The sequence below is a fragment of the Terriglobia bacterium genome, from assembly GCA_020072845.1.
Taxonomy (GTDB): Bacteria; Acidobacteriota; Terriglobia; order Terriglobales; family Acidobacteriaceae; genus JAIQGF01.
In genome coordinates this window covers 369309-384923 of record JAIQGF010000009.1, presented here as the reverse complement: position 1 = coordinate 384923, position 15615 = coordinate 369309, and the positions used below count along the sequence as shown (strand labels likewise).

Annotated in this window: 13 protein-coding genes and 1 pseudogene; 9 read left to right on the top strand and 5 right to left on the bottom strand. The window is 62.9% G+C overall.

Going from position 1 to position 15615, the window contains the following annotated elements:
- Positions 1 to 223: 223 nt before the first annotated feature.
- Positions 224 to 1849, top strand: coding sequence for a glycerol-3-phosphate dehydrogenase/oxidase (locus tag LAN70_10810; protein ID MBZ5511644.1), 1626 nt, complete (start codon positions 224 to 226; stop codon positions 1847 to 1849).
- A gap of 206 nt (positions 1850 to 2055) precedes the next feature.
- Here LAN70_10810 and LAN70_10805 read toward each other — a convergent pair whose 3' ends face one another.
- The 3 genes from LAN70_10805 to LAN70_10795 form a co-directional block, all read right to left on the bottom strand.
- Positions 2056 to 2709: a glycerophosphodiester phosphodiesterase gene (locus LAN70_10805; protein ID MBZ5511643.1), complete on the bottom strand. Its 654-nt coding sequence runs from the start codon at positions 2707 to 2709 to the stop codon at positions 2056 to 2058.
- Between the two features lie 4 nt (positions 2710 to 2713).
- Positions 2714 to 3031, bottom strand: coding sequence for a hypothetical protein (locus LAN70_10800; GenBank protein ID MBZ5511642.1), 318 nt, complete (start codon positions 3029 to 3031; stop codon positions 2714 to 2716).
- A 133-nt stretch (positions 3032 to 3164) separates the two neighbouring features.
- Positions 3165 to 5255, bottom strand: a complete 2091-nt coding sequence (locus LAN70_10795; protein ID MBZ5511641.1) for a prolyl oligopeptidase family serine peptidase — start codon at positions 5253 to 5255, stop codon at positions 3165 to 3167.
- Positions 5256 to 5278: 23 nt separating this feature from the next.
- On the opposite strand from LAN70_10795, the gene LAN70_10790 reads away from it, so the two are divergent.
- Positions 5279 to 5593: a hypothetical protein gene (locus LAN70_10790; protein MBZ5511640.1), complete on the top strand. Its 315-nt coding sequence runs from the start codon at positions 5279 to 5281 to the stop codon at positions 5591 to 5593.
- A gap of 107 nt (positions 5594 to 5700) precedes the next feature.
- Here LAN70_10790 and LAN70_10785 read toward each other — a convergent pair whose 3' ends face one another.
- Positions 5701 to 6060, bottom strand: coding sequence for an STAS domain-containing protein (locus LAN70_10785; protein ID MBZ5511639.1), 360 nt, complete (start codon positions 6058 to 6060; stop codon positions 5701 to 5703).
- Positions 6061 to 6255: 195 nt separating this feature from the next.
- On the opposite strand from LAN70_10785, the pseudogene dnaX reads away from it, so the two are divergent.
- From dnaX to recR, 3 genes and pseudogenes are all read left to right on the top strand, one after another.
- A pseudogene (gene dnaX / locus LAN70_10780) lies at positions 6256 to 8035 on the top strand (DNA polymerase III subunit gamma/tau).
- Positions 8036 to 8116: 81 nt separating this feature from the next.
- Positions 8117 to 8428 carry a YbaB/EbfC family nucleoid-associated protein gene (locus LAN70_10775; protein MBZ5511638.1) on the top strand — a complete coding sequence of 104 codons (312 nt, stop codon included), beginning with the start codon at positions 8117 to 8119 and terminating at the stop codon, positions 8426 to 8428.
- Between the two features lie 118 nt (positions 8429 to 8546).
- Entirely contained in the window at positions 8547 to 9146 is a 600-nt protein-coding gene (gene recR, locus LAN70_10770; GenBank protein MBZ5511637.1) for a recombination mediator RecR, read from the top strand.
- A gap of 461 nt (positions 9147 to 9607) precedes the next feature.
- On the opposite strand, the gene LAN70_10765 is transcribed toward recR, so the two are convergent.
- Positions 9608 to 9979, bottom strand: a complete 372-nt coding sequence (locus tag LAN70_10765) for a response regulator (GenBank protein MBZ5511636.1) — start codon at positions 9977 to 9979, stop codon at positions 9608 to 9610.
- Between the two features lie 217 nt (positions 9980 to 10196).
- Here LAN70_10765 and LAN70_10760 point away from each other — a divergent pair, with 217 nt between their 5' ends.
- From LAN70_10760 to LAN70_10745, 4 genes are all read left to right on the top strand, one after another.
- Positions 10197 to 11891 carry a SpoIIE family protein phosphatase gene (locus LAN70_10760; protein MBZ5511635.1) on the top strand — a complete coding sequence of 565 codons (1695 nt, stop codon included), beginning with the start codon at positions 10197 to 10199 and terminating at the stop codon, positions 11889 to 11891.
- Between the two features lie 97 nt (positions 11892 to 11988).
- Positions 11989 to 13386, top strand: coding sequence for an amidase (locus tag LAN70_10755; protein MBZ5511634.1), 1398 nt, complete (start codon positions 11989 to 11991; stop codon positions 13384 to 13386).
- A gap of 97 nt (positions 13387 to 13483) precedes the next feature.
- Positions 13484 to 13969 (top strand): adenosine-specific kinase, encoded by a 486-nt coding sequence (locus tag LAN70_10750; protein MBZ5511633.1) that lies wholly within the window; start codon positions 13484 to 13486, stop codon positions 13967 to 13969.
- A gap of 360 nt (positions 13970 to 14329) precedes the next feature.
- Positions 14330 to 15529 carry a DEAD/DEAH box helicase gene (locus LAN70_10745; GenBank protein MBZ5511632.1) on the top strand — a complete coding sequence of 400 codons (1200 nt, stop codon included), beginning with the start codon at positions 14330 to 14332 and terminating at the stop codon, positions 15527 to 15529.
- Positions 15530 to 15615: the final 86 nt, after the last annotated feature.

Here is a 15615-nt window from a genome sequence, read left to right as displayed (position 1 = left end):
TAGGCAAAACAAAGCTCGTCGGGGCCGCTGCCCCGGCGAGCACACCACCCGATCGGAACTCGAAATCGACTCTGCTGATCGGAAAAAATGTACACGCGATCAATCGCTGACCTAAAAGCAGTGCTTGATCAGAGTTTCCCTAAGACCTAAAACCTAGCTAGAACCTGCTCGGTTACTTCGGTTCCCTTGCCTATCATTTCCCCCCGGCATCTAATCTGCCCAGGTGCGGGATCAGAGCCATCGGCGCCGTTCCCTGGACGGCGAAAGTTTTGACATCGCCATGGTCGGCGGCGGAATCAACGGCGTGGCCATGGCGCGCCAGTGCGCCGCTGCCGGCCGGCGCACCCTGCTCGTCGAACAGCACGACTTCGCTTCCGGCACCACCAGCCGGTCCACCAGAATTATTCACGGCGGTTTGCGTTATCTGGAGCACGGCGAGATCGGGCTGGTGCGGGAATCGCTGCGCGAGCGCGAGCGCCTGCTGCGCACGAAACCACACCTGGTCCGGCCGATGCGGTTCCTGCTGGCGCTGCCGGCCGGAAGGCGCAGTGCGCTCGAGGTCCGCTTCGGATTGTGGCTCTATCGCCGTTTCACGCACGGTCGGCACGCGGCAAGGCCCGGCAACGACATCGCGCAGCTGGAGCGAACGCTCGATCACGGGGAGCGGTGGAGCGTCTTCGATTACGACGACGCGCAGTGCGAGTTCCCCGAACGGCTGGTTGCCGAGTGGCTGGGGGAGGCGCTGGCAGCCGGCGCCGAGGCGCGGAATTATACGCAGGCATTGCAGGTCGAAGTGGCGGACGGGCGCGTGCGGGGGCTGCGGTTGCGCGACCGGCTGGATGGAACCGAATTCCGCATCGAGGCGAAGTGGGTCATCAACGCGAGCGGGCCGTGGGCGGACGGGGTGGCGCGCTGTGCCGGAATCCGCAATTTGCGCATGGTCGGTGGGGTGCGTGGTTCGCACCTGGTGCTGCCGCGATTTCCGGGCGCGCCGCAGAGCGCGGTGTACACCGAAGCCATGGATGGACGGCCGATCTTCGTGATTCCATGGAATGGAGAACTGCTGGTGGGCACGACCGAGGTGGACGACACTGGCGACCCCGGCCGCACCCAGCCGAGCGAGGCGGAAATCGATTACCTGCTGGCATCCGCGCAGCGGCTCTTCCCTGCGGTTGCGCTGGGGCGCGATGAGATTCGCTATGCGACGGCGGGAGTGCGGCCGCTGCCGTTCTCACCGGGCAATCCGCTGGCGGCGATCACGCGCCGGCACGTGCTGCACGACCATCGCGACGACGGAGTCGCGGGAATGATTTCGGTGATCGGGGGCAAGTTGACAACCGCGGCGGCGGTGGCGCGCGAGTGCGCGCGCAAAATCGGGATTGAGGTGGCCGAGCCGCAATTCGATGCCGTGGCCCAGGCCGGCGAAGTGGAGAGCGCGGTGAGCGCTTGTCTGGGCAAAGGGGGCGCGGGCGGGCAGGTGACCGCGGAAATGGCGCGCGCGGCAGTGAGCTGGTTTGGACACGCCGGTGTGGACGTTGTGCGTTCCGCGGCGACAGACGCACGGCTGAGCGCTCCTATTTGCGACGGCTCGCTTCACATGGTTGCCGAAGCCGTGCATGCGCTGCGCAATGAACGCGCGGTCACGCTGGGTGACGTTTTGCTGCGGCGCGTGCCGGTGGCGCTGGCGGGTGGGTGGTCTAAGGAACAGACGCGGCAGGCGGCGGAAAGAATCGGCGCAGCGGCGGGGTGGAGCGGGGAGCGAGTGGGATGCGAGGTTGAGAAATTTGAGAATGAGCGCGAGCAGTTTCTGGTTAAAGTCGGCCAGGCGGTGTCTGTGAGTTCTGCGTAGTGCCTTAGCCTGCTAAAGCCGTCGTTCCATCCCATTCTTCTTCAATCGTCCCTACGGGACTCCGGATGTTTGGGTGATGTGCTCCCGGCACTGAAGTGCCGGGCTACTTTCAATCGCCGCTACGCGGCTTATTCTTCCTCAACGTTGTCGCGAGAAGAACGTTGTCGCGAGATTGCGGCGAGCAGAACGTTACCGCGAGAAGATCGTTACCGCGAAAAGAAAGTTTCCGCGAGCAGTTTGGTGTCGTCGGAAATAATTCCGTCCACGGCGAGTTGGGCGAACCGGCGCATATCGCGCTCCCGATTCACGGTCCACACAAAAACTTTCTTGTTGGCGGCGTGTAGCGCCTCGACGATTGCGCCGGTAACCAGGCGGCGTTCGAGAAACAGCGCCTGGATAGGCAGGCGAGTCCAGGCGGCAAGTTGGCGTTGCGAGTCGCAGATGAGGCCGAGGGGAAGAGTTTCGTCGGTTGCGCCGAGGCGCTCGATCACTTGCCGCAGGAATGACGAGATGAAATAGCCGCGCTGCGGCGGATGGTCGCGGACCATGGCGGCTACGTCGTTTTCCAGGCCGCTGACTTTCAATTCGATGTCGAGGAAGGCGCGGGCGGCAAATTTCTCCAGCACATCGGGCAGGCAGGGCGTGCCCGGAGGGAGTTGATGGTAGCGGGAAGTTTCCAGGTCGAGGCCGGCGAGGCGCGGGTCGTGGCAGATGACGCAGCGCCGGTCGGCGGTGAGGCGAACGTCGAATTCGAAACCGTCGCAACCGTGCGCTAGGGCGAGTTCGAAGGCGGCGATGGTGTTTTCGAGAGCGTCGCGGCGGGCGCCGCGGTGGCCGAGCAGGAGAGGTTTCTCGCGCAAAGCGTCAGTCGAGGTCGAAGTCGCGGATGCGGGGCTTGTCGGGCGTTTCCTTGGCACGCTTGACGGCTTCCTGGAATTTCTTTTCCAGCAGGTCGGCGCTGTTTTTCTGCGCCTGGACGGACTGTTGGAAGAGCGATTCCTTGCGGCTGTCCTGCTCTTTCATGGCGCGCGCCGCCTCTTCCAGGTCGGCGAAAGTCTTGGGCCTGACCGGGGCGGTGTGGGCAATGACCGCCTGCGTGGCCGGGTCAACCTTCAGCACGGCGCCGCAGCAGGGACATCCGATCTCAAACGCGGACGCGGGTTTAGCGGCGTTCTTGGGCATGGGGAAATGATACCAGTTGCGAGTTGTGAGTTGTGAGTTTTGAGTGGAAGCCCACATCTGTCAAAAGCGGGCAGGCGTGGGGCACCTTCAATTCACAACCCAAACTCACAGCTCAATACACACAACTCGCAATTCATTCCTTCCCCAACTGCCAGAGCAAGAAGCCGAACTCGTCGGTGAGGTCGTCAATTTGTTTGTTGATGGCAACGCCGCCGCGGGCGTGGCCGGCGCGGGTGTCGTAATGCAGCAGGATGGGATTGTGGTCGCCATTCTCGGCCTGCAGCAGCGCCGCCATTTTGCGGGCGTGCAGCGGGGCAACGCGAGTATCGGAATCGCCGGTGACGAACAGGACGGCGGGATACCTGGTTCCGGGCTTGACGTTTTGGTACGGCGAGTAGGCGCGCAGGACCTTGAATTGTTCAGCGCTGTCGGCGGCCGAGCCGTACTCCGGTACCCAGAAACGGGCAACCAGGAATTTTTCGTAGCGCAGCATGTCGAGCAGCGGATAGTCGCAAACCACGGCGCGGAACAGTTCGGGACGCTGGGTGAGCGCGGCCCCGACCAGCAGGCCGCCGTTGGAACCGCCGCTGATGGCGAGCTTCGCGGGACTGGTGTACTTGTGCGCGATCAGCCAATCGGCGGCGGCAAGGAAGTCGTCGAAAACATTCTGCTTGTGCTCTAGCATGCCCGCCTTGTGCCACTTCTCACCGAACTCGCCGCCGCCGCGCAGGTTGGGGCGGGCGTAGACACCTCCGTTGAGCACCCAGATCGCGGCCGAGGGGGAGAAGCCCGGCGTCAGGCTGATGCGGAAACCGCCGTAGCCGGTGAGCAGCGTGGGCAGATGGCCATCGAGCACAGTTCCCTTCTTGAAGACCAGGAACATGGGGATGCGAGTGCCGTCTTTGGATTCGTACCAGACTTGCTCGGTCTGGATCTGTTCGGTCGGAATGGGCACGGTGATACGCGCCCACTCGCCCTGTTTCCCGGTGGAAGCCGAATAACTGAAGATGGCGCGCGGCGTGGAAAACGAGCTGAAGCTGTAAAAGACCTCATCCTGGTTCCAGCGGCCGGCGACGAAAGCGGAGCCGATTTCGGGGAGATCAACCTCGCGCACGAATTTGCCAGCCGCGTCGAACACCTTGATATGGGTCACGACGTTTTGCAGATAGGCGACGAACAGTCTGCCGCCGGCGGCGACCGTCTCCTCGATGGGCGAAGCGGCCTCAGGAATGACGGTCTTCCAGTGATCGCGCGCGGGATTGCGGAGATCAATCTGGAGAATGCGGCTGTTGGGTGCCTCCCAGTTGGTCTTGACGTAGAGATGATCGCCGGCGATGTCGAAATCAAAGTTTGCGTTGATGTCGTTGACGATGGGACGAATGGGGCCGCCAGACTTCAGGTCCTGAAAATAGAGCTCGGTTTTCTCCGCGGCCGAGCCGTGGCTGACCTCCAGAACCAGATAGCGGCCGTCGGGCGAGAGGTCGGCGCCGATGTAGTCGCCGGTACCGAATTCACGGCCGAAGATTTCCTTGTCCGTGGCGGGATCGGCGCCCATGGTGTGCAGGTAGGCGCGCGGCCCGGCACCCGGAGTGTACTTGGTGTAGTAGAGCGCCTTGTGGTCAGGGGTGATGTCGAAACCGCCATAGCGCGCGGCGGGAAAAATATCGCTGAGCGGGCGGCGGGTGTTGACGTCGAGAATCGCGACCGTGGTTTCGTCGGCGCCGCCCTTGCGCTGCCCGTAGGCGAGCAGGCTGCCGTCCTCGGAGCCACCCTGAAGGACGACCGAGATGCTGCCGTCGGGCGTAAGCGTGTTGGCATCCACCAGCACGGTTTCCCTGCCTTTTTCGCGGACGCACAGCATGTCAAGATTCTGATCGGCGCGGCGGCGCAGGTAGAAGTAGCGATCGCCGCGGCGCGCCGGCATGCTGATGCTGTCGATCTTCATCACCTTCTCAATTTGCGCGTGCAAGGCGCTGCGACCGGCGTACTGGGAGAGCACTTTCTCGGTGTAGGCGTTCTGGGCGTCAATCCAGGCACGCGTCTCGGGACTGTTCTGGTCCTCGAGCCAGCGGTACGGGTCGGTGATGGCGACGCCCTGGATGGTGTCGGTGACCGCGTGGGCCGGAGTCGCCGGCGGCTTGGCCGCCTGCTCATCGGCGGCGCAGGCAAATGCGGCGCATGCAAGGGTGACAACAAACAGATGAAGAACGCGAGAACGCAGCATGAATAAGGTCCTCCGAGGTGGGAATGGAAAATGATAGCAGGTCGGTCGGTCTCTCGGGCGCAGTACGACGCAGCTATTCGGACGTGGTCACAAAGGGGACGAACTCACGTTATACTCGCGCCATGGCGTGCCACGAACTGGTCCAACTGCGCAAGCAGGCGACCCGGGTCAAGAACCAGATGGACGAGCAGCGCAAGAAAGCCCGCAGCAAGGCGAGTCACACGCGGCCTGGGCGGCCGTCGGGCAAGAGCGAGTACATCCCCTACCTGCAGCGCAAGCTGAGCCGGCTTGGGGACCGAATCGACCGCCATATTGCGCAGCATGGGTGCCAGGAGTAGGGGAAAGTAGGAATTGAGAAATCAGAAGTCAGAATGAAGAACTCAGAATGAAGAATGCTCAGGGGCCATTATGCATCCTGCAATCTGACTTCTTCATTCGTCATTCGCTAGGCGACGGCGCCTCTTTTCGGAAACGAGCGCACTGCCTTCTCTTCGCCGTCAAACACCTCAAACACGGTCACCAGCTTGGTGACTTGGAGCAACTCGCCGACACGGTGGGTCAGGTTCGCCAACTTGATGGTGCCGCCGATGCTGCGGGCGGAAGTAAAGAGGCCGACCAGCGTGCCCAGGCCGCCGCTGTCGATGTAGTTCACGTCCGCAAGGTTGATGACGATGTCTTTCGAGGTTTTGAGCAGTTCCTTGACGGCCTCGCGCAGCATGAGCGACTCGTCGCCGAAGATGATGCGGCCATGGCAGTCCACGACGGTGATGCCGTCAATCAGGCGCGTGTTCAGCTTCAGAGTCATAGCACACCTCCTGCAACCCCGAGCCGCGCAAATGTAGCCCGGTCGGCGCAGGAATGCAAGGGGAAGCGAGTTGTGAGTTGTAAGTTGTGAATCCTGAGTTGGGACGGCCAGTCCCGGATCGGCGCACCACCCGACCAGGCGCTTGCAACCGCCACCCACAACTCAAACTCACAACTGATAGAATCGGATTTTGCGATGGCTTACCAAGTCCTGGCACGCAAATACCGGCCACAGCGCTTCTCCGACGTCATTGGGCAGGAGCATGTCACCCGCACGCTGACGAACGCCATCGAGCAGGGGCGGGTTGCGCACGGGTACATTTTCAGCGGCCACCGCGGCATCGGCAAGACCACCGTCGCGCGCATCCTGGCCATGGCCCTGAATTGCCGCTCCGCCGATCACCCGATTGCCGAGCCGTGCGGGGTGTGCGAGTCGTGCACCGAGATTCGCGCCGGGAACGCGGTGGACGTGATCGAGATCGACGCCGCGACCAACCGCGGGATTGACGAGATCCGGGAACTGCGCGAGGCGGCGCGCTACCGTCCGGCGCGAGACCGCTTCAAGATCTGGATCCTCGACGAGGCACACCAGATCACCGACGCCGCCTTCAACGCGCTGCTGAAGACGCTGGAAGAGCCGCCCAGCCACGTGATTTTCATGCTGGCGACCACGCAGCCCGAGGATATTCCGCAGACCATCCGCTCGCGCTGCCAGCACTTCAGCTTTCATGCCGTCCGCTTCGATGAAATCGTCAAGCAACTGCGCGAGATCGCCGGGCAGGAGAAGATCGCCGCCGATGACAACGCGCTCGCCATGCTCGCCGAAGCCGGCGACGGCTCGATGCGCGATGCGCTCTCCATCATGGACCAGGCGATTGCCTGCTGCGGCGAGCGATTGACCCGCGGTGGCGCGTAATTCCGCCGAAGAGGCGCTGCGGCAGGTGGACCGGTTGCTCACCGAGGGCCACAACCCGGCGCACTTCGCGCGCCAGATGGTGCGCTTCCTGCGCAACGCAACCGTAGCCAAGGTGGCGGGAGCGGAGTCGCCGCTGCTGCAGATTTCCTTCGACGAACGGGCGCGCGTCGGGCGCATCGCGGGGCAGTTCAGCGAAGAGGACTTGGCGCGATTTTTGCAGATCATGCTGCGCACCCACGGCGAACTCGGGTACAAGCAGGAGCAGCGCTTCCATCTCGAGCTGGGCCTGCTCAAGCTGGTGCACGCGCAACGCTTGCTGCCGCTGGAACAGATTCTGAGCGACGCCCAACCGGCTGCGGGTGGGGCGACTGCCGGCGTCGGGCGGGTCTCTGACCCGCGCACCCGGGTCGGCGACCCGGGCCACACAGTCCCTGCCCGCGGGCCGCACTCAGGCGGACCTTCGCCCTTGGAGAGCGACCGGGCACGAAAGAGCGCAGCGCCGCCCGATTGGGAAGGATCACGGACGCCCAAAGCAGCTTCCGCCGTGCAGCCGAGTGGATTGGGCAGGAGCGCCGGAACCGCGGGGCTTGGTGAAGAGAGCGGAGTTCAAGTTTTGAGTACTGACAGTGCTGTCGCGGTGGCGCGTAATTCCGCCACGGAGCCGCCGGAAGTCTCGCGCGCCGAGCTGCAGGCGCAGGTGATCGAGGCCCTGGAACGGGCGAACTCGCGCACACCGATCGTGGAAGTGGCCCCCGAAGGCGCCGAGTTGGTGATCAAAGTCGGTATGGCGCAGACCCTGGTGGATGCGGGTTTGGCCTTGAGCGAAGATGCGCGGCAAGGCGCGCTTGCAGCGGCCGTCAGAGCGTTGGGACGCCCGGTGAAGCTGCGGGTTGTCGGGGTCGCCGGCAATGGCGGCAAAGCGGCAGCGGCCGGCGCGGCGCGCCCGGCGAATGGTCCGGGAGCGCGCAACCGTGCTGCCGATGACCCGGTGGTGCGGCGAGTGCAGGAAAAATTCAGCGCGCAGATACGAACCGTGATTGATCACCGGGAAAAGCGGTAAGACAGTACCGAGTACTGAGTACCTAGTACCGAGTTGTTTTGCTCCGTACTCACGCTCAGTACTCAGTACTAGGTACTCGCTATGGGCGGATTCAATCCAAAGCAGCTTCAAGAACTGATGTCGCAGGCCAAGCGGCAATACGACGACCTGCAGCGCAAGATGCAGGAGATCGTGGTGGAAGCCTCGTCGGGCGGCGGGTCGGTAACCGTGAAAATGAACGGGCAGAAGCAGGTGCTGTCCATCACGATGGATCCGGAAACGGTGAAGTCGGGTGACATCGAGATGCTCCAGGACCTGGTGACGGCGGCGGTGAATGCGGCGGTGCATAAGGTGGACGAGCAGATGCAATCGACCGTCGGCGGCATGCTGGGCGGGATGGGAATGCCATTTTGATTTGGTAATTTGGTAATCGGGTAATTTGGTAATTTTCAACGAGTGCCCGCTGTGTTCGAGTGCCGTGCCGAATTCCAGATTAAGAAATTACCAAATCACGAAATTACGAAATTACCAAATGTCTAAGTTTGCCGAGCCGATGGCTCGCCTGATTGACGAGCTGAAGAAGCTGCCGGGAATCGGCGCCAAGAGCGCGCAACGGCTGGCCTTCCATATTCTGCGCTCCAGCGACGACGATGCCGAGGCGCTGGCCGCCGCGGTTCGCGACATCAAGGCCCACCTGCGTCTGTGCTCGGTCTGCAACAACATCACCGATATTGATCCCTGCTCCTACTGCAGCAGCGCGACGCGCAACCGGCGCCTGGTGTGCGTGGTCGAAGAACCGACTAACATCGCGGCCGTCGAGAAGACGCGGCAATACAACGGCGTCTACCACGTGCTGCACGGGTCCCTCTCACCGCTGCACGGAGTCGGGCCGGAGCACCTGCGGATATCGAACCTGGTGCGGCGCATAGATGCCGGCGAGGTGGACGAAGTCATCCTGGCAACCAACCCGACGGTGGAAGGCGAGGCCACGGCGGTGTACCTGTCGCAGCAAATCCGGCGGCCGGGAGTCAAGGTCACCAGAATCGCCACCGGAATTCCCGCCGGCAGCGACATCGAGTACGCCGATGAGGTCACCATGCTGAAGTCGATAGAGGGGCGGCGGGAAATGTGAGGAGAAGGTTCTAGGTTTTAGGTTTTAGGCTTTAGGCTTTAGGTTTTAGGATTCGGGCTTCAGGCGCGGGACATTCGGGCGGCAGACCGGCCTAAGCCTTTCCGTTGCGTGTGCAACAAATGTGCCACTTCCCGGCACCGGTTGCCTTCTTGCTCCACGTTATTAGATCGTACTGCTGTTTAGTTTCTATCACTTATATCTGTCTCCTAATGTATTTCATCAATTTCAGACTGGTATGCCGTTTGCATATAGACCACACCAGCCTGCTCGAAACACGAGCGGGAAGCAATTTTCGACGGGCTGGCGAGCCGGCCGAACCGAGACCATCGGTGCTCTCCGCCCCTGCCGCCGTGGCTGTAAACGCAGCCCAGCGGCCAAGAGGGAAAACCGGGCGAACCAGTCCGGTTTTTCTTTTTTTGGCAAGCCAGTTTTTCGGGTTATCAGTTCTTCCGGAGAGCGGTTTACCCGCGCAATTTCGCCAGCAGATCCTGGGGATGGACGGGCTTGGCCAGGATCTCGAATTCGTGTCCCTGGGCGCGCGCGCTCTCCAGCAGGTCGGCCGTGGCCGCCTGACCGGAAAACAGCAGGATCTTGCATCCCGGCAGGAACTTGCGGATGTTGATGGCGGCCTCGATGCCGTTCACGTCGGGCATGATGACATCGCTGATGATCAGGTCGGGCCTGACAATGCGGGCGCGCTCGACGGCCGCTGTCCCGGTATAAACGGCGGAAGCATCGAAGCCATGCTGGTTGAGAATGATCGCCAGGGTATCGGCGATGACGCGTTCGTCGTCCACCACCAGCACCTTGGGCTTGGCCGTCTTAACAGTCATGCGAGCTGCTGCCTCTCAACCGGATCGCTTTCTCGGCCCATACGACAGGCAGGGCGCCGTAGTAACTGCAAACGCCAATTATAACAACCGGCGCGGGAGATGGCGCAGGCTGAGGGTTGCAAGCGCGCTCCGAACGAAGTAGGCTTCTGGAAACTGCAGCCAGTCCCGGCTGCCGCGTGCGCGGCCGCCGGTCTCGAAGGAATCGGGAGCTTCCGCCATGTCCGTGCTGTCGGCCACCTCGCTCGTTCCATCTGCCGTGCCCTCACCCGTGTTGCTCTACGTCGAAGGGGCGGAGCAGCGCAATATCGTGCTGGAGCGGCTGCCGTTTGCCATTGGCCGGAAGACCGGCAAGGACCTGGTCATCCCGGACTCGCGGGTGTCGCGCGACCACGCGCAGATCCTCTGCGAAAACGGCGCGTACTACATCGTGGACCAGAACAGCCGGCACGGCACGTTCGTGAACGGCATTCGCCGCGAGCGCCACAAGCTGGAAGCCAACGACCGCATTGATTTCGGCGCGCGCGATGCCGCCTACGTGGTTTTCAATCCGGACAAGCCGCATACCAGCTCGGCGGCGGAGTTCCTGAGCCAGATTTCCATGATGCCGGTGAGCACCGGCAGTTCCGACCTGGAAAAGCTCCGCCTGTTCCTGGAAGCGGCCCGCAAGCTGAACACCACCGGCGTGCTTTCCGATGTCCTGATGTCGCTGCTGGATTCCACGCTCAAGCTCACCAAGGCGGAGCGCGGTTACGTCTTCCTCCGAGGCACGGATGGGGCCATGCGGCTGGCCGCGGGACGCAACGCCAAGGGCGAGCAGTTGCTGGATGACAGCACGATTTCCAAGTCCATCCTGGAAGAGGCGGCCAGCGCGGCTTCGGAATTCATGGTGAGCGACACCAGTTCGTCCAGCGATCTGGCGGGACGAAACAGCATCATCGCCTACGATCTGCGGACCGTGATCGCCATCCCGTTGCGGCGCACGCAAACCCAGTTCGCGGAAAAATCCACGACCGATGACGGCCAGCCGCAGGTGCGCGGCGTGCTCTACATGGACAGCCGCTTCGCCTCGCGCGACATTTCCGCCGTCAGTCACGATATCCTGCGGGCGATCGCGACGGAAGCGGCGGCGCTGGTGGAAAACGCGCATCTGGTACAAGCGGAGGAAGCATCGCGCCGTTACCAGCAGGAACTGAACATCGCCGCCAACATCCAGCAGCGGTTGATGACCGTCTCCATTCCCGACGTGCCGTTCGCCTCCATCCGCGCCACCAACCTGGCTTGCAAGGACGTTGGAGGAGACTTTTTCGACGTGGTGATGACCGACGAGGGCCTGGCGGTGCTGGTGGCCGACGTATCCGGAAAAGGAATTTCCGCAGCGCTGCTGGCCTCGATCCTGCAGGGCATGATCTATTCGCAACTGATCGCCAATATGCCGCTGGACGAAATCGTCAGCACCGCCAACGCGTTTCTCTGCCGCAAGGTGATGGGGCAGAAATACGCTACCCTGCTGCTTTCGCGCCTCAAACCCGATGGCGAGCTGGAATACGTGAACTGTGGGCATGTGCCGCCGGTGCTGGTGGCGGGAGGAAAGATCGAACGGCCCCGGCAGTCGAGCAACGTACCCGTGGGCCTGCTGGCCGGGGCGGAGTTTGAGTGCGCCAAAATCAAGCTGCCGCCGGGCGGGCGCTTCGTCATGGTCACCGACGGGGTCACGGAGGCGGAAGACGCCAGCGGCGAGTTCTACGGCGACGACCGCCTGGAACAATCCGCCAATTGCGACACGCCCTACGAAAGCATCTTTTCCAGCGTGAAGACATTCTGCGGCAACACGCCGCTGAACGACGACTGCACCATTCTGGAGTTGCTCTACAAGCGGTCTGAACCGTCTGGCGCATCGTCGGTGGACCAGTAACCCGGGTTTCCGGTTCTCGCCATCGTTCCTGCCGAATAGCGAGCGGCCGGATGACCGATAGACCGATCCGCCACAGACCGATTATTCTGGCGAACGCATGCCGTCCGCGTCTGAGCTGTGCACGTTGACGCTCACCGAAGCCGCCGCGCTGGTGGCTGACAAGGCGGTCTCTCCCGTCGACCTCACGCAAGCTTGCCTGGAGCGCACTGAGCGGCTCAATCCCGCGCTCAACGCATTTATCACGGTTACGCGCGACAGCGCGCTGGAGCAGGCGCGACTTGCCGAGCGCGAGATTGCGAACGGACGCTACCGCGGGCCGCTGCACGGAATTCCGGTCGCCCTGAAGGACCTGATTGATACCGCGGGAGCGCGCACCACCGCCGCCAGCGCGCTTTTTCAGGAGCGCGTGCCGGCGGAGGATGCGGCCGTGGTGCGGCGCTTGAAGGTCGAAGGCGCCGTGCTGCTCGGCAAGACCAACCTCCACGAATTCGCGTACGGCGGCAGCGGCGTGGTCAGCTACTACGGTGCGGCCCGCAATCCATGGGCGCGGGCGCACATCACCGGCGGATCTTCGTCAGGATCCGCAGCGGCGGTGGCGGCGGGAATGTGCTTCGCCGCTTTGGGCAGCGATACCGCCGGTTCCATTCGCCTGCCTGCCGCGTGCTGCGGGATCGTGGGAATGAAACCGACCTACGGGCTGGTGAGCGCGCGCGGGGTGGTTCCGCTGTCGTGGTCGTACGACCACGTGGGTCCGATGACACGCAGGGTGCGCGATGCGGCGCTCGTCCTGCAGGCCATCGCCGGTTACGATGCCGGTGACAGCACCAGCCGCGAGTTGCCGGCCAGCGATTACGGCGAAGGGTTGGAACAGGACACGCACCGGCTGCGCCTCGGGATCGTGCGGCAGTTTTTCTTCGATGACCTGGACCCGGAAGTCGCGGCCGCCATCAACAACGCGCTCCAGGTGTTGGAAACGCTCACCAGCGGCCTGAGCGACGCCAGCATGCCCATTGATACCGACCGGACGGTGCAGGCGGCGGAGGCGTACGCCTACCACGCACAATTTCTCGCTGAGCGCGCCGGGCTTTACCAGCCGGAAACGCTACGGCGCATCCAGCGCGGCGAATCGGTTGCGGCCAGGGAATACATCCTGAAGCGGATCGAATTGGACCATCTGCGCCGCGCCGCCGCGGACCTGTTCGCCGATTACGATCTGCTGATCACGCCCACGTCGCCGGTGACTGCCCCGGCGCTGGCGGAACTGCAGGCGAATCCGGACGACTTGCGACGCCGCGAACTGATCTTGCTGCGCAACACGCGGCCCTTCAATGTGCTCGGGCTGCCGGCGGTTTCGGTGCCGTGCGGATTCACCCGCGGCGGGCTGCCCATCGGGTTGCAGATTGCCGGCGCGCCCGGCGACGATGCCCGCGTCCTGCAACTGGCGCATGCCTACGAGCGGGCAACGGAATGGCACAAGAGAATTTGTAATTGGTAATTTGTAATTGGCAATTTGGTTCGGGGCGCAACCTGGCGCGAACTTGCGGTCGCAATTGCAAATTACCAATTTCAAATTACAAATTGCCGAGGTTCTCATGCTCACCTTCGATTCGGTCAAGATGGACTTCCCTTCCGACACGAACATCATCATCGGCCAGTCCCACTTCATCAAGACGGTCGAGGATGTTTACGAAGCGATCGCGACCACGGTCCCACAGGCAAAATTTGGGCTGGCGTTCAACGAAAGCTCCGGCCCGTGCCTGACGCGCTCCGAAGGCAACGACGATGAACTGCGCAGCGCGGCCATCCGCAACGCGCAGTTGCTTGCCGCCGGACACGTGTTCGTGGTGCTGATCCGCAACGCGTTTCCGATTAACGTGCTCAACGCCGTGCGGCAGGTGCCCGAGGTGTGCAACATTTTCTGCGCGACCGCCAACCCGGTCGAGGTGGTGGTGGCGCGCGGCGAGCAGGGCGGCGGCATCATGGGCGTGATTGACGGCAGCGCGCCCCAGGGCGTCGAAGGCCCCGACGACGTGATTGCGCGGCACTCGTTTCTGCGCAAGATTGGGTACAAGCGGTAGGCGCTAGGTTTCACGTCTTAGGTTTTGGGCGCCGGCTAAGTGGGCGCGAAGTACGTGAACGGTCAATTCTTGATGACTGTCGAAAGTGAAGTCGGAAGGATGCACCAAGGTAAGCATCAAGCGTGCTGCGCGCCCGGTTCTGAGACGGCGCCTGTGCTATACTGTTCCAGACGCTAGTGACCACGGTTCGCTTGTGGTGCGGCAGTCGGTTGAAACAGCCGGTCTGACCCTTCCTTCGATTCCCTGCTCCCCGTTCGTTCCCAGCGCAAAAACCCTACGAGCGGCTTCCTTTGCACAGTCGCGAATCGCATCTTTTGCGTGCGTCTCGCGAGACGCCTCTCCAGAAAGATAACGATTCGAATGACAAGCTTTACCGAACTGCCTCTCTCTCCTGCTTTGCAGCAGAGACTGGCCGCCTGCCAATTTCACACTCCCATGCCGATCCAGTCGGAAGCGATCCCGCACGCACTTGCGGGCAAAGACCTGATGGCCACAGCCCATACCGGCACCGGTAAGACGCTGGCGTTCCTGGTACCGATGATCGAGCGGCTGCTGCAGTCGCCCCGGTCGCGGACCATCGAAGCCCTGGTGCTGGTGCCGACGCGCGAACTCGCCATGCAGGTGCATGAACAATTCGAGCAGTTGCGCGGAAAATCAATTGCCCCTGCGGCGCTGGTGATCGGCGGCGTCGGCGAAAAGGGCCAGTTAGACGCAATCCGCTCCGGCGCGCGCTTGTTGGTGGCCACCCCCGGCCGGCTCGAGGATTTCCTCGGGCGCAGGCTGGTGGATCTGCGCCAGGTCAAAGTGCTCGTCCTCGACGAGGCCGACCGCATGCTCGACATGGGATTCCTGCCGGCCATCCGCCGCATCGTCGGCGAACTGTCCCGGGAGCGCCAGACCATGTGTTTTTCCGCGACCCTGGAAGCCTCGGTTGCCGGGCTGGTGAGCGAATACACGCGCAACCCGGTGCGCATCGCGCTGGGCTCCACGCTCAAGCCGGTGGACAGCGTGGAACTGCAGGCGTTCGAGGTCGCAACGTCCGACAAGTTCCAGGCCTTGTGCCACCTGCTGCGCAGCGAGAAGGGGCGCACGCTGGTCTTCGCGCGCACCAAGCGGGGCACAGAGCGCCTGGCCAAGCACCTGGTGCGCGACGGCTTCCTGGCCGCCATGATTCATGGCGACCGCTCGCAATCGCAGCGCACGGGCGCGCTCGCCGGCTTCGACGAAGGCCGCTTCAAGGTGCTGGTCGCCACCGACGTCGCTTCCCGCGGGCTCGACATCCAGGATGTAGCGCACGTGATCAATTACGATCTGCCGACACTGCCGGAGGATTTTATTCATCGCGTCGGCCGCACCGGACGGGCCGGAGCGCGCGGACGCGCTTCCACCCTGGTCTCGCCCGCCGAGACGCTGGAATTGCGGAACATCGAACGGGTCTTGAAGCTGCGCCTGCAGCGCAAGGAGATCAACGCCGATATCGCGGCCGAAAGATTGTCCCGTCCGCGGAATACGCTCGTCGGCCGCACCTTGCAACCCTTGCCCGGCGAATTTTTCGCCTGATGAGAGATCGGGAAACCTGTGCGCGGCGATTGGGGATCATCGCAACGCCGCGCATGGGTAGTACCTGCCCCGCGGGTCATTGACTT

Excerpts from the sequence above, each read along its gene's own strand:
- LAN70_10795 (MBZ5511641.1), bottom strand. The coding sequence starts at position 5,255 with ATGCTGCGTTCTCGCGTTCTTCATCTGTTTGTTGTCACCCTTGCATGC.
- LAN70_10745 (MBZ5511632.1), top strand. The coding sequence starts at position 14,330 with ATGACAAGCTTTACCGAACTGCCTCTCTCTCCTGCTTTGCAGCAGAGA.
- recR (MBZ5511637.1), top strand. The coding sequence starts at position 8,547 with ATGTCTAAGTTTGCCGAGCCGATGGCTCGCCTGATTGACGAGCTGAAG.
- LAN70_10750 (MBZ5511633.1), top strand. The coding sequence starts at position 13,484 with ATGCTCACCTTCGATTCGGTCAAGATGGACTTCCCTTCCGACACGAAC.
- LAN70_10765 (MBZ5511636.1), bottom strand. The coding sequence starts at position 9,979 with ATGACTGTTAAGACGGCCAAGCCCAAGGTGCTGGTGGTGGACGACGAA.
- LAN70_10755 (MBZ5511634.1), top strand. The coding sequence starts at position 11,989 with ATGCCGTCCGCGTCTGAGCTGTGCACGTTGACGCTCACCGAAGCCGCC.
- LAN70_10760 (MBZ5511635.1), top strand. The coding sequence starts at position 10,197 with ATGTCCGTGCTGTCGGCCACCTCGCTCGTTCCATCTGCCGTGCCCTCA.
- LAN70_10775 (MBZ5511638.1), top strand. The coding sequence starts at position 8,117 with ATGGGCGGATTCAATCCAAAGCAGCTTCAAGAACTGATGTCGCAGGCC.
- LAN70_10790 (MBZ5511640.1), top strand. The coding sequence starts at position 5,279 with ATGGAAAATGATAGCAGGTCGGTCGGTCTCTCGGGCGCAGTACGACGC.
- LAN70_10785 (MBZ5511639.1), bottom strand. The coding sequence starts at position 6,060 with ATGACTCTGAAGCTGAACACGCGCCTGATTGACGGCATCACCGTCGTG.
- LAN70_10800 (MBZ5511642.1), bottom strand. The coding sequence starts at position 3,031 with ATGCCCAAGAACGCCGCTAAACCCGCGTCCGCGTTTGAGATCGGATGT.